Origin of the sequence: Streptomyces sp. MMCC 100, from assembly GCF_041538145.2 — a bacterium.
Taxonomy (GTDB): Bacteria; Actinomycetota; Actinomycetes; order Streptomycetales; family Streptomycetaceae; genus Streptomyces.
Genome location: NZ_JBGORK020000001.1, coordinates 2,714,343 through 2,727,054, shown reverse-complemented (window position 1 = coordinate 2,727,054; position 12,712 = coordinate 2,714,343). Strand labels below are relative to the sequence as shown.

At 70.8% G+C, this 12,712-nt stretch carries 11 protein-coding genes; 7 read left to right on the top strand and 4 right to left on the bottom strand.

The genetic code is table 11. From position 1 onward, the window contains the following. Window positions 1–27: 27 nt before the first annotated feature. Window positions 28–1,380, top strand: a complete 1,353-nt coding sequence (locus tag ABS735_RS12640) for a phenylacetate--CoA ligase family protein (RefSeq protein ID WP_373905951.1) — start codon at window positions 28–30, stop codon at window positions 1,378–1,380. A 104-nt stretch (window positions 1,381–1,484) separates the two neighbouring features. Here ABS735_RS12640 and ABS735_RS12635 read toward each other — a convergent pair whose 3' ends face one another. Together ABS735_RS12635 and ABS735_RS12630 are read right to left on the bottom strand one after the other, a co-directional pair. Beyond that, a complete protein-coding gene (locus ABS735_RS12635; protein ID WP_373905952.1) occupies window positions 1,485–2,504 on the bottom strand; it encodes a zinc-dependent alcohol dehydrogenase family protein in 1,020 nt (339 codons plus the stop codon). A gap of 89 nt (window positions 2,505–2,593) precedes the next feature. Further along, on the bottom strand, window positions 2,594–3,133 hold the full coding sequence (locus ABS735_RS12630; protein WP_373905953.1) for a YbhB/YbcL family Raf kinase inhibitor-like protein: 540 nt from the start codon (window positions 3,131–3,133) through the stop codon (window positions 2,594–2,596). A gap of 191 nt (window positions 3,134–3,324) precedes the next feature. Between ABS735_RS12630 and ABS735_RS12625 the strand changes: the two genes are divergently transcribed. The 4 genes from ABS735_RS12625 to ABS735_RS12610 all read left to right on the top strand — a co-directional run bounded on the left by ABS735_RS12625 (window position 3,325) and on the right by ABS735_RS12610 (window position 7,811). Beyond that, window positions 3,325–4,890, top strand: coding sequence for a helix-turn-helix domain-containing protein (locus ABS735_RS12625; RefSeq protein WP_373905954.1), 1,566 nt, complete (start codon window positions 3,325–3,327; stop codon window positions 4,888–4,890). 660 nt (window positions 4,891–5,550) lie between these two features. Continuing rightward, window positions 5,551–6,354: a hypothetical protein gene (locus ABS735_RS12620; protein ID WP_373905955.1), complete on the top strand. Its 804-nt coding sequence runs from the start codon at window positions 5,551–5,553 to the stop codon at window positions 6,352–6,354. A gap of 66 nt (window positions 6,355–6,420) precedes the next feature. Continuing rightward, the gene (locus ABS735_RS12615) at window positions 6,421–6,957 is read left to right on the top strand and encodes a low temperature requirement protein A (protein WP_373905956.1); all 537 of its coding nucleotides are present in this window, start codon (window positions 6,421–6,423) and stop codon (window positions 6,955–6,957) included. A gap of 170 nt (window positions 6,958–7,127) precedes the next feature. Further along, a complete protein-coding gene (locus ABS735_RS12610) occupies window positions 7,128–7,811 on the top strand; it encodes a GntR family transcriptional regulator (RefSeq protein WP_373905957.1) in 684 nt (227 codons plus the stop codon). Window positions 7,812–7,890: 79 nt separating this feature from the next. Here ABS735_RS12610 and ABS735_RS12605 read toward each other — a convergent pair whose 3' ends face one another. Continuing rightward, the gene (locus tag ABS735_RS12605) at window positions 7,891–9,492 is read right to left on the bottom strand and encodes a sigma-54-dependent Fis family transcriptional regulator (RefSeq protein WP_373905958.1); all 1,602 of its coding nucleotides are present in this window, start codon (window positions 9,490–9,492) and stop codon (window positions 7,891–7,893) included. 271 nt (window positions 9,493–9,763) lie between these two features. Here ABS735_RS12605 and ABS735_RS12600 point away from each other — a divergent pair, with 271 nt between their 5' ends. Both ABS735_RS12600 and ABS735_RS12595 read left to right on the top strand, forming a co-directional pair. After that, window positions 9,764–11,317, top strand: coding sequence for an aldehyde dehydrogenase family protein (locus tag ABS735_RS12600; RefSeq protein WP_373905959.1), 1,554 nt, complete (start codon window positions 9,764–9,766; stop codon window positions 11,315–11,317). Between the two features lie 24 nt (window positions 11,318–11,341). Further along, window positions 11,342–11,683: a hypothetical protein gene (locus tag ABS735_RS12595; protein ID WP_373905960.1), complete on the top strand. Its 342-nt coding sequence runs from the start codon at window positions 11,342–11,344 to the stop codon at window positions 11,681–11,683. A 53-nt stretch (window positions 11,684–11,736) separates the two neighbouring features. Here ABS735_RS12595 and ABS735_RS12590 read toward each other — a convergent pair whose 3' ends face one another. Further along, window positions 11,737–12,675, bottom strand: coding sequence for a LysR family transcriptional regulator (locus tag ABS735_RS12590; RefSeq protein WP_373905961.1), 939 nt, complete (start codon window positions 12,673–12,675; stop codon window positions 11,737–11,739). Window positions 12,676–12,712: the final 37 nt, after the last annotated feature.

The window sequence follows — 12,712 nt, the reverse complement described above, 5'->3', positions numbered from 1 at the left end:
GCATTTCGATAACAAGAAGGAGGCGTCATGGCAGCAGCGCCATTCTCGGAGAAGTACTGGAATTCGGTCGAGACCATTTCTCCCGCCCAGTCGCGAGCAGTCCAGGACGAACGCCTGAGAGAACAGATCGCTCACCTGGCTGCGAACAGCGTCTTCTATCGCGAGAAGTTCTCCGAACACCACGTCGACGTGTCGAGGATCAGGACGGTCGACGACCTGGCCGGCCTCCCGTTCACCGAGAAGCAGGAGCTCCGCGACAGTCTGGCCGGCTCACCGCCGCTGGGAGCGCACGTCGCCGTCGACGACGCGGACATCGTGCAGATCCAGGCGTCCTCCGGCACCACCGGAAGCCCGTCGTACGTGGGGCTCACGGCGAGCGACATCGTCACCTGGTGCGAGCTCGGCGCGCGGGCACTGTACGCGAACGGGTTCCGCCCGGGGGACCGGCTCCTGCACGCCTTCGGCATGAGCAAGGGCTTCGTCGGCGGACTTCCCGTCGTGCAGATACTCCAGTACATGGGCATCGTAGACATCCCGATCGGCGCCGAGGCCGGTGCCGAGCGGCTCCTTCGGGTGCAGGCGGACCAACGGCCGGACGCACTGATCGGCACGCCCTACTTCCTCACGCACCTCGCCGAACAGGCACCGCGGATCGTCGGCCGTGCCGCACGCGAACTCGGCGTCCGGGCGATCAGTGTGGGCGGCGAGCCCGGCGGCGGACTGCCGGCCGTGCGCGAGAAGCTCGAGTCGTTGTGGGGCGCGACCGCGCGCGAGATGCTCGGCGGCACCGACATCGCCTGCACCTACTGGGGTGAGTGCGAGGCGGGCGAGGGAATGCACTTCCTCTCCCCCGACCTCATGATCGCCGAGCTGATCGACCCCGCGACCGGCGAGCAGGTCGCACCCGTGGAGGGCGCGCAGGGTGAGCTCGTCTACACCGCTCTGCGCCGCCGGGCGTCCCCGCTGCTGCGTTTCCGTACCAGGGACCACGTCGTGGTCACCGGCACCGACTGTTCCTGCGGTCGCACCGGGTACAAGATCCGGTGCGTCGGCCGCACGGACGACATGCTCATCGTGCGCGGGATCAACGTCTTCCCGTCGGCGATCAAGCAGCTCGTCGTCGAGCTGGCTCCGGCCGCCACCGGCGAGATGCGCATCCGCGCGGACTTCGAGGGCCACTCGACCCAGCGGCCGCTCCCCCTGGTCGTGGAGCACGCCGCGGGAATGGGTCAGGCACAGCAGCAGGACCTGCGAGCCGCGCTCGAGCAGCGCATCAGGTCGGCGCTCAATGTGAAGACGGTCGTCGAACTCGTCCCCGAGGGGACGTTGAAGCGCCCGGACCACGTCAAGGTCGCCCTGATCGAGCGCGTGAAGCCGTAGCGCGCTGCCGCACCCGGACGGGGGGCGGCATACGACATCGACCCCAGGTCCTGCGATCGGCTCGAGGACCTGGGGTCGGTGCGCTGCAGGTCGTCGGAAGGCCGTCAGAACTCGAAGACACCCTTGCCGTCGGCCTGCTCGTCGAACCATGCGTACGCCTCGGCCGCGCGGTCGAGCGACCAGCTGTGGGTGTAGAGGCCGTCGACCGGCAGCCGGTGCGTGACGACGAACTCGGCGCAGCGGGCCTGTTCGACCGAGGACATCGTCCACGAGGTCATGAGGGTCCACTGCTTCTTGTACTGCTGCTCGGTCCTGAAGCCCACGTCGCCGGGCAGCCCGATGAAGCAGGCCCGGCCCCACTTGCCGAGGATCTCGAGCGCGTCGGCGCCGGCCACGCCCGATGTCTCCAGGATCACCTCCGCTCCCCGGCCTCCGGTGATGTCGGCGATCGCCTCGGCCAGGTCCGTCTCGGCGGAGTTGACGACCTCGGCCGCACCGAACTCGCGGGCGCGGTCCAGCCGCGCGTCCTTGACGTCCACGGCGACGACGCGGGCACCGAGGGCCGCCGCGAACATGGTCCCGGAGAGGCCGACCGGGCCCTGTCCCATGACCACCATGGTGGCGCCACCTATGTCGCCCAGGCGCTTGATGCCGCCCCATGCCGTTCCGGTCCCGCAGCCGATGGCGGCACCCGCCTTGTAGCTCAGCGCGTCGGGCAGCGGCAGGAGTGTCCTGGCCGGGACCACCATGTAGGGGGCGTGACCGCCGTGCGCGGTGATGCTGAGCGTCTGCCCGTTCTGCCGGTCGCACATCTGCGGCCACCCGGACCTGCAGTGCTCGCAGGCGTCGCAGCCCCAGTAGTGATGAATCATGACGCGGTCGCCGACGGACGCCATGTCCGCGGTGACCCCGGGGCCCACCGCATGGACGTCTCCGCAGGGTTCGTGGCCCTGGATGGTGTTCTCGCCCCCGCCGAACGACGCGGTGCCGCGGTAGAAGTGCAGATCGCTGCCGCACATCCCGGAGGCCCGCATACGCACGACCACTTCCCCCGGCCCGGGCTCGGGGTCCGAGAATTCCTTCAGAACCGTACGACGGTCACCGGGGAACGTAACTCCCTGCACAGATCTCTCCTCATTGTTCAAGTGAGAATTCTCGAATTCTCACTTCGTCATTTCGAAACCGGTATGGCATCGGGTCGTCGCCGTGGGCGTCAGGCCGGAGTCGCGAGCACCGGTGTGAGCATCGCCCGCGCCAGGGTGTGCCCGAAGAGCTGGAAGCCGAGCCAGGCAGGGGTCGCCTCCGGCGTGATGTCGAGCGTGGGAACGTCCAGCGCGTGCACGACGAAGATGTAGCGGTGCCGACCGTGCCCGGGCGGGGGTGCGGCGCCGAGGAAGCCCCGTCGCCCGGCATCGTTGGCCAGCGTCCTGGCCCCGTCGGGCAGGCTCTCCCCTCCGGGGTCACCCGCGCCGGCGGGGAGCTCGTGCACCGTCGCGGGAATGTCGTGAACCGCCCAGTGCCAGAAGCCGCTCACCGTCGGCGCGTCGGGGTCGTAGCAGGTCACCGCGAAGCTCCTGGTCCCGGCCGGGTGACCGTGCCAGGCGAGGTGCGGTGAGCGGTCCCCACCCGCGCCGCCGAACAGCTCGCTGCGCTGGGCGACGGGGAGCGTCTCGCCGTCGGCGATGTCGGTGCTGCGCAGGGTGAAGGTGGGGACGGGGGGAAGCGTGCGGTACGGGTCGAAGAGGTTGGCCATGTCGAACTCCTGGGTCTGAGCCCGTCCAGAAGATGGTATATTTTATTTCTATCCTGTTCCCGTCGCGTCGACAACCTGAACCGCAGAGCGCGCCGGCCTGAACCGCGAAGCGGTGGCCCACCCCGGGTTCGGCGTCCCCAGGAGTGGAGGGGTCCCGCGTGCACGATGCTCCGTACCTCTATGCGCGAAGGATGCAGCCCGAGATCGAGTCGTCGCGGACGCGCAGTCGATTACTCGGACTGACCGAGGACACGCAGCCGCACGTCACCTTCGCTCCGATCGCCACGGACGACGCGCTCGTGCGTGCCGCCCGGCCCGTGCTGGACCAGGTGAGACACGAACTCGACGGAGCGGCGGCCCTGCTCCTTCTCGCCGACCGGTCGGCCTGCATCGTCGATGTCCAGTGCGCCGACCGCTCGGTGTACCGGGAGATGACCGATCTCGGCATCGCGGTGGGCGTCCGGGCCGGTGAGGACCAGCTGGGCACCAACGCTCTGGGAACCCCCGCGGCGACCGGGCGGGACGTACTGCTGCGCGGGTCCGAGCACTTCATGGCGGCGTTCAATCCCTATACCTGTTACGGGCATCCCGTGGTCCACCCGGTGACGCGCCGGCTCGAAGGTGTCCTCAACATCGGCAGCCGCTCGACGGAGGAGCACCCGCTCCTACGGCCCCTGACCAGGCGCGTCGTCCAGGACATCGAAGACCGCCTCCAGCCCGACGTGAGCCGCGCCCAACGGTTGCTCGTGTCCGCCTTCCAGGCGGCGGCACGCCGACGGGGACGGGCGGTCATGGTCATCGGGCAAGGGCTCGTCCTGTCCACTCCCCCGGCGCTCGACCTGCTCCAGCCCGCCGACCACGCGATCGTCCGCGCGTGTGCGGAGACGACGGGCGCTGTCGGTGAGAGCGTCCAGCGGATCACGCTGAGCTCGGGCCGGACGGTCCGCCTGCGCTGCACGCGGACCGACGGAGTCGAAGGAGTGCTGGTCCACATCGTCCCGGAACAGGACGCTCTGCGCGGCGAGCCCGGCCCGGGGACGGCCTGGCCGCTGCTGATCGTCGGGGAACCGGGCAGCGGCCGTACCACCGCCGCACGGCGGGCGGCCGGCTTCGGCGCGACCGCGCTCGACGCGACGGACGTCCTGGGGCACGGCGAGCCGGGCTGGGCCAGGGCCGTGGGCGCACTCCTGGAGGCGGACGGGCCGGCGGTCGTCATCGAGAACCTCCACCTTCTGTCCGAGCGGCTGGGGACACTGCTGGCCCGGTACCTGCGTGCCACACCGCGGAAGGTCGTCCTGACCTCGTGCCCGGGTGACCGCCTCGAAGCCCTGCACGCGCCGATCGTCGCGGTGTGTGCCACCCGCCGGGACCTGGTACCCCTGCGGCGCCGCAGGCAGGACATCCCGCGACTGGCTCGGCAGATGCTCACCGAAGTCGAGGGCTCCGGGCGGCTGCGGCTCACGTCCGAGACCCTGCGCATGCTGGCCGAACAGCCGTGGCCCGGCAATCTCGCCGAGCTGCGCAAGGTGGTCGGGATCCTGGCGGAGATCCGTTCGGCGGGCGACGTCATCCCCTCGGACCTCCCTGTCTCGCACCGGGGCGCGCCGCCGCCCGCCTCGCCGTTCCGGCAGGCCGAGCGAGAGATCATCGTCGCCGCCATCGACGCGGCCGGCGGGAACAAGGTACGGGCGGCGCGCGCCCTCGGGATGAGCCGGTCCACGCTCTACAACAGGATGCGCGCACTGCGCATCCACTGACCGGGCTCCGCGACCGCCGCGTCGGTACCCCGCGAGGCGCACCGCGCCGCGGCGGAGCACCTCTGCCCGCAGCTCGGCGCCCTGTCCAATTTCTTGAACATCCGCGCCCGCGAGCCCTCTCTAACGTGAACGGCAGCCGCCGAGCAGCATCGGTCGGCGCCCCGCGTCGAAGCCGAAGGGGCCCGACTTCCCCGCCTCCGGAAGCAGTGCCGGGGCCGACTGCCGGCGCTCCCCCATCAGGTACCGCCCGAGCAGCAAGGCAACCCGTGAAGTTCATCGACATGTGGGACCTGGACGTCCGCCCCGGCCGGTTGACCGTGTGGCGGCCGGCGACCGGCGCCCCTCGCACCACCGGCTGGGTCCCCGACAGCAGGCCGGCGTCGTACCTCCAGGAGGCGCATCTCGGAGAAGCCCTCGGCTCCGCCGCCGGCCACCGCAGCCCCTCCTGGCTGGCCCTCTCCTTCGAACTGCCCGGCCCGCTCGACCCGTCCGCGCTCCGGACGGCGCTGCTCGGGTGGGTCGACCGGCACGAGACCCTCCGCAGCAGGCTGACCACGTACTCCGAGGCGGGCACCGTCCGGATGGCCCGCGCGACCCTGCCGCCGGGAACGGTCGGGCTGGCCAGTGACGACTGCGGCGCCTTCGCCGACCCCGCCCTACTTGCGTTCGCGGATCGAGGACATCCTCGACCGCGGTACCGACCCGCTGGGCTGGCCGTCCTTCGTGTTCCTCACCGTGACGCGGCCGGACGCCGCCACGGTGTACGTGGGGCTGGATCACCACCATGCGGACGGCTATTCGATCCTTCTGACCGCGGGCGAGATACACGAGCTGTACCTGGCAGCGGTCGAGAAGCGCGGTCCCGGTCTCTCACCGGTGGGCAGCTACCTGGACTTCACCGGTCCCGAACGCAAGGCCGCCGACCTGCTGCACGAGCGACACGGCCTGGTCCGGGGATGGCGGAACTTCGTTGCCGAGTACCGCGGCCTGTCGGTCGTGCACACGCGGCACGAGAGGCGCTGGCTCACCGCCCAGGGTTGGTTCATCCCTGGTCCCGGTCGCCTTCCCCCTCGCCGAGGCCGGCGATGCCCTGGCCCTGCCCAACTCCTCGCGAACGCCGGCACCGCGTTCCGCAACGCGTGCAAACTGGCCCGAGTCTCACCGCTGCGCGTCGCCGAGCTCGCCGGTCTGCCCCTGCAACCCGACGACTCCGCGGTGCTGCCGATCGTCTCCTACATCGACGGACGGCATGTCCCGGGCTCCCGCGACTGGGACGCCGCCGAGTGCAACGGGCTGTACGACTCGAGCCCGAGCAACGAGGTCCTGATGTGGGTGAACCGCCGTTGGGACCGGACCTACGTCAAGGTCACCCACCCGGACACCCCGGAGGCCCGCGTCAACGTGCCGCGCTTCTACGACCTCTTCGGGCAGGTGGTCAGGCGCATCGCCCGGGGAACCGCTTGAGACCGGGGGCAGGGGCATGCTGCACGGCTCCCGCAGGCGTCGTCACCGCCGCAGTATGGTGGGCGAATGGCGAAATATGCCCCCACTGAGCGAGGGTTGGCGATCCGGCTGCAGGTCTCTCCGCTCGAGTTGTTCTTCGACCTCGTCTTCGTCTTCGCCGTCTCCCAGCTCTCCCACCACCTGGTGGACCACCTGACGTGGAGGGGAGGGGCCGAGACCGCGGTGCTGCTGGTGGCCGTGTGCGGAACCTGGGCCTTCACCAGCTTCGTGGCCACGCTGCTCGACACCGACCGTCCACGGACCCGGCTGACGGTCGTCGTCGTCATGGGGCTGGGTCTCTTCATGAACGCCGCCGTCTCCCGTGCGTTCACCACCGCCGCCTGGCTGTTCGTGGTGCCACTGCTGCTGATCGTGCTCGGTGTCCAGGCGCTGACGGCGCCCACCGCCGCGCTGCGCCGTCACTACCGGCGCGGCCTGGTGTGGACCGCGGCGTCCACACCGCTGTGGCTGGCAGGAGCGGCCGCGACACCGGACTCACGCCTGTCGTGGTGGGCCGGGGCGCGGCGCTCCTGGCGCCGGCTTCCCTGGCCCTCCTCGACGTGATCCTGGTGACTGTCGCCGTCGTGCTCTCGCGCGTCCACCGTCGGCTGGTCGGCGAGGTCGCAGCCGCCCACGGCGGCCCGCAGCAGTGAATCGCGGGTCCGGCGGCCGGCCGACCCTATATGATGTTTCTGTTTCTGGCAGTCGGCCCGGGTGATGCGAGGCAGATCTTCATGGCACGTGACCGCGACCCCAAGCGGCAGCAACTCTCCGAAGAGGTGGCGAGCTACGTCCGTGAGCTGATCATCTCCGGCGAGGTCCGCCCCGGGGACTTCCTGCGCATGGAACCCATCGCCGAGGCCGTCGGGGTCAGCAACACCCCGGTCCGTGAAGGGCTCCTCACCCTGAGCAGCGAGGGATTCATCGAGCTGGTCCCCCGCCGTGGTTTCGTCGTCACCGCCTTCTCCCCCCAGGACGTGCGCGACCTGTTCTGGGTCCAGGCCCAGCTCGGCGGCGAACTCGCCGCCCGCGCGGCCAAGAGCATCACCGCCGAACAGCTCGACGGACTGGAAACCATCGTCAAGCAGCAGGAAGAGGCCATCGAGGCCGACGACGAGGAGGGCATGGTCGAGTACGGTCACGCCTTCCACCGCCAGATCAACCTCGCCGCCGACTCCCACCGTCTCGCCCTGCTCCTGCGTTCCGTGGTCAAGCACCTGCCCAATCGCTTCTACATCAGCATCGAGGGGCGGGCGTCCGCCACCCGCGAGGAACACCCGCTGATCCTCGAAGCCCTGCGCCGGCGCAGCTCACGCATGGCCCGGTCGCTCATGGAGCAGCACATGCTCGAGAGCGCCGACCACCTCATCGAGACCCTTGAGGCCCGGGGCCTGTGGCAGGACGCCCCCGCGTCCTGACCGCATCCCTGGGCAGTCCGGTGGTCCAGCGGTCCGGCGGTCGGCCGACGCACGACGAGGGCCGGGTGACTGCCCGGGGTCAGTGGATGTGCAGGGCCCGCATCCGGTTGTAGAGCGTCGACCGGCTCATGCCCAGCGCACGGGCCGCCTTGAGCCTGTTCCCGCCCGCGCCCTCGATGGCGGCGACGATGATCTCGCGTTCGGCCTGGCGCAGCGGTGACGTCGGAGCCGGCGCACCGCGGTGCGACAGGGGCAGATCCGACGGGGTGATGTCCCCCGCCGCCCGAGTGCCGGCGACGAGCTCGATCACTCGCCGCAGCTCGGCGAGATTGCCGGGCCACGGCTGCCCGGCCAGCACCCGCAGACTGTCGGCGGTGAGCCGGACCTGCCCCGAGCCCGCCGCTTCGGCCAGCATGCTCTGTGCCAGGCGGGGGATCTCCTGTCGGCGGCGGCGCAGGGGGACCAGGTCCCGGCGCGCGTCGCAGACGGCGACCAGCGGCGCGTGCACCCCGTCGAGATGTTCGCCGGGCGTCGCGGTCAGGACCGTCCTGCGCCGTGCGGAGCGGACACATCCGGCCGCCGGTGCCGTCGACTCCTCGGCCAGCAACTGGACGTTCTCGATGATCACCGCGGGTCCGTCGCTCTCCAGCAGCGCCGACATCTCCTCGACCCACTCCCGCTCCCCCTGCCACACGGCGTCGGTCGCGTCGAGGGTGCGGGCGTCGGCACCGGCCGCTCGCCGCGCCTCGGTGGTACGTCCGCTTCCGGGCTCGCCGACGACCAGGAGCGGCCAGCCGTCCGCGTGGTCGGCGGCGCCGGGCGCACGGCGGTCGAGCCGCTCGGGATCGATGTCGACCAGGACCCCCTCCGCGCCTTCGACCGGTGTGCACCGCAGTGCGACCGTCCGGCCGGTGGACAGGGTCAACCGGTGGTCGGCCCCGGCGCGCACGCCCTCCACGCACGCCTGGACAGCCGCGTGGTCCGCCGGTTCCAGGAGAGCCAGTGCGGACGGCGTGGCCAGTACGACGCCCTGCCCCACCACCATGACCGCCCGCCGGGGAGAGCGCGCCGCTGTCTGGAAGGCGGCCAGGAGGCGCTGCTGGCCCTGCGTCGAGTCCAGCCGGAGCCGGTCTTCTATGTCCCGGACCATCCGTCGCACCAGGGGCGGGAACAGCTGGTGCTGCGCCTTTGAAAGTCCGCCGATGTTCACGACTCCTTCCAGCCGCCGGGTGATCGGATGGATGACCGGATGCCCGTAGCAGGTGAACGCGTGGAACGCCGTCATGAAGTGTTCGGCGCCCCGCACGATCAGGCCCTGCCGGGTCTCCAGGGGTGTGCCGACCGCGTTGGTGCCCACCTGGTCCTCGGCGAGCCGCACGCCCGGCACGATGCCGAGGTCCGCAAGGGCGTGGCGGAACGAGGTGTCCGAGCACCGGATGTCGGCGACGCGCGCCTCCCGGTCGGCGAGGACCAGTGCCAACCGGGAGCCGTCGAGATCCGTCCGCCCGCGCTCCAGCACCGGTGCGGCGGCCCGGGCCAGGGCACCCTCTCCGGTCACCGGTCCGTGGCTGAAGGCCGGTGCGCCTTCCTCGTGCAGGCCGCTCAGGCGCGACCGGGTCCACGAGGACTCGATCTCGGGCCGCGGCCGTCCTGCGCGAAGATCCCGGGAAGTACTGTTCACGCGAGGCCGTCCCTTGTCCGTCGTTGCTTCCGGGTCATTCGATCCGGCTCGTTCGCGGCGGGGAAGGTGCCTTCCCGGAAGTGTCCAGGAAATTGGACACTCGATCCGCGGCACGCCCGCGCAGGGCCGGGGAGGTCCGCTCGACGACGCCGGCCGCGGCACGAGGTGTCCAAATTCCTGGACACGCTCACGCCCGATGCCTTCCTACCGTTGCAGCGAGGCCGCCGGGACGAGGTTTCGGCGGTGCGACCGTGAGCGAAGCAAGGAGTGGATGGTGGCGACTCGCGCCGAGGGCCCTGCGACGGACCGTCAGGGCGTCCCGCACTACCGCATGTTCATCGGGGGCGAATGGGTGGACTCCGACGAACACTATGACGTGATCAATCCGGCCACGGAGGAACTGGTCGCCACCGCCGCGAAGGGAAACGCCGGCCACGCGGACGCCGCCGTCGCTGCGGCCAAGCGGGCGTTCGAGGGCGGCGAGTGGCGCACCACCCCGCCGCTCGAACGGGCCGCCGTGATCGACCGCGTGATCGCCGCCCTCACCAGCCGCATGGACGAGTTCACCGAGACCGGCTCCCGTGAATGCGGCTTCCCGCTGCGCCTGTCCCAGGCGATCTGCGTCGGCTTCCCGCTGCTGCACATGCAGCACTACGCCGACCTGACCCGCCGGTACGAATGGGAGCGCCCGGGTCCGGTGGCCGGGCAGGTGCTGAGCGCCGGCCTGATCCGCCGCGAGCCCCTCGGTGTCTGCGTCGGCATCGTCCCGTGGAACTTCCCTCTGGTCCTGACCGTGTGGAAGGCGATCCCGGCGCTCGCCGCCGGCAACAGCGTGGTCATCAAGGTCGACGAGAAGACCCCGATCGCGGCGCTCGAGGTCGCCCGGATGCTGCGCGACGCCGGCGTGCCCGACGGCGCCTTCAACGTGGTCACCGGTGACGGCGAGAGCGTCGGCGCCCATCTCGTCGCACACCCCGACGTGCGGAAGGTGTCGTTCACCGGGTCCACGGCGGTCGGTCGCGAGGTGATGCGCAACGCCGCGGACACCATCAAGCAGGTGACCCTCGAACTGGGCGGCAAGGGACCCAACATCGTCCTCGACGACGCCGACCTCGACGCGGCCGTCGACGGTGCCGCCTACGCGTTCCTGCTGCACGCCGGGCAGGCGTGCGAGTCCGGCACCCGGCTCCTGCTGCCGTCCTCGCTGCACGACGAGTTCGTGCGCCGACTGGTCGAGCGCCTGAGGACCCTCAGGATCGGCGCCCCCCTCGATCCGGCCACCGACATCGGCCCCGTCATGGGACCCGCCCAGCACCGGCGCATCCTCGGCTACATCGAGCGCGGCCGGAAGGAGGGGGCCACGCTCGTGCACGGCGGCGCCGTCCCGAGCGGTCCGGGCTTCGAGAAGGGGTACTGGGTGGAGCCGACGGTCTTCACCGACGTCCGCAACGACATGTGCATCGCACGCGAGGAGATCTTCGGGCCGGTGCTGTCCGTGCTGCGCTACGACTCCGTGGACGAGGCGATCAAGATCGCCAACGACACGGAGTACGGCCTGTCCGCCGGGGTGTGGAGCCGGGACGTCCCCCGCGCCCTGGAGGTGGCCAAGCAGCTGCAGGCGGGCAGCGTCTGGATCAACGACTGGCACAACATCGCCGCGCACCTGCCCTTCGGCGGCTTCAAGCAGAGCGGGAACGGCCGCGAGCTGGGACCGGGCGCCCTCGACGAGTTCACCGAGCAGAAGTCCGTGACCGTCGACCTCTCCGGCCGCGTCGACCGGCGCGCCTACGGGCTCGTCCTCGGGACGCCCCCCACCACTGTCTGAGTGCCGATCGCAGGAGGCGACACCGTGCCCAAGTACACGTACATCGTGCTGACCAATCCGGTCGAGGGGAAGGAGGACGAGTTCAACGACTGGTACACGAACACGCACCTTCGGGACGCGCTCGACGTGCCTGGCTTCGTCTCCGCCCAGCGGTTCGAACTGGCCGGCGCCCAGCGCGCCGAGAGGCCCTACCCGTGGCGGTACCTGGCGATCTACGAACTGGAGACCGACGACCTGCAGAAGTCGGTCGACGCCCTGGCGGAGCGCTACAACACCCCGGCCATGGCCATCAGTGAGGCGCTCCACCCCGAGCGGCTGGGCCTGCTGTTCGAGGCGATGACGCCCCGGCTGGAGGCACGGGCCTGAGTGGCGGTGGGGCCGGTCCGTCCGGACCGGCCCCACCGGGACGACCGCCGTGCTCAGCCGCGGCTCGGACACGCGTCGTCCGCCGGGCGGTCGAGCAGCTGGTGGAGGAAGGCGCGCGTGGCCGGGCCCGGCGTGCGCCCGTGCGCCGTGGCGATGTGAATCTTCCGCACCGCCCACGGCTCGGCGAGCTCCAGCATCGTCACACGGGCCAGCACGTCCGGGGTGAGCAGGCATTCGGGTTGCACGGTGACACCGAGCCCCGCCTGGACCAGGCTGATCGCGACATCCGCGCCGCGCACGTGGTAGCCCGGCTCGAACTCCTGCTTCAGCCGGCGTGCGGCGGCGCGGAAGGCGCCCAGCAGGGAGTCGGCCGCGATCAGGTTCTCCGGCAGCAGGTCCTGGAACGTCACGCTCGCCCGTTCGCTGAGCAGGTGGTCCTGCGGCACCACGGCGACCAGGCGGTCTCGCCGGTAGGGCGTCACGTCGACACCGTCGAGGTCGAGCTCGTACGCCGCCGCGAACACGCCGATGTCCGCCTCGCCGTGGGCCACCTGCCGCGCGATCTCCGCGTTCTCGACATCGTGCACCGCCAGGTCGACCAGCGGGTACTCGCGGCTGAAGGCACCCAGCTCCCGTGCGAGGAACGGCACGAGAATGGTGCGTGCCGACGCGATGGAGAGGTCCCCGCGTACGCCTTCGGTGAAGGAGGCGATCTCGGAGCGCATGTCTTCGAGGCTGTCGAAGATCGTGCGGACGTATCTCGCCAGGACCGCCCCGGCGGGGCTCGCCACCACGCCCTTGGGCCCGCGTTCGAGGAGCTGGATGCCGGCGATGTCCTCCAGGACCTGGATGCGCTTGGTCGCCGTGGAGGCGGCGATGTTCTCTCGCATCGCCGCCCTGCCGATCTGCTGCTCCTCGATGGCCGAGAGGAACAGCCTCAGCGTGAACAGGTCGACCTGGCGGATCAGGTGGAGCCGGTTGAAGGTCCCCATGTCATCGCCCTCGCGTTCGCGCGGATTCCCGGATCGG

Bases quoted from the DNA above. Each gene is read 5' to 3' on its own strand.
- ABS735_RS12630 (WP_373905953.1), bottom strand. From the start codon at position 3,133: ATGGCCAACCTCTTCGACCCGTACCGCACGCTTCCCCCCGTCCCCACC.
- ABS735_RS12610 (WP_373905957.1), top strand. From the start codon at position 7,128: ATGGCACGTGACCGCGACCCCAAGCGGCAGCAACTCTCCGAAGAGGTG.
- ABS735_RS12615 (WP_373905956.1), top strand. From the start codon at position 6,421: ATGGCGAAATATGCCCCCACTGAGCGAGGGTTGGCGATCCGGCTGCAG.
- ABS735_RS12590 (WP_373905961.1), bottom strand. From the start codon at position 12,675: ATGGGGACCTTCAACCGGCTCCACCTGATCCGCCAGGTCGACCTGTTC.
- ABS735_RS12625 (WP_373905954.1), top strand. From the start codon at position 3,325: ATGCAGCCCGAGATCGAGTCGTCGCGGACGCGCAGTCGATTACTCGGA.
- ABS735_RS12600 (WP_373905959.1), top strand. From the start codon at position 9,764: ATGGTGGCGACTCGCGCCGAGGGCCCTGCGACGGACCGTCAGGGCGTC.
- ABS735_RS12640 (WP_373905951.1), top strand. From the start codon at position 28: ATGGCAGCAGCGCCATTCTCGGAGAAGTACTGGAATTCGGTCGAGACC.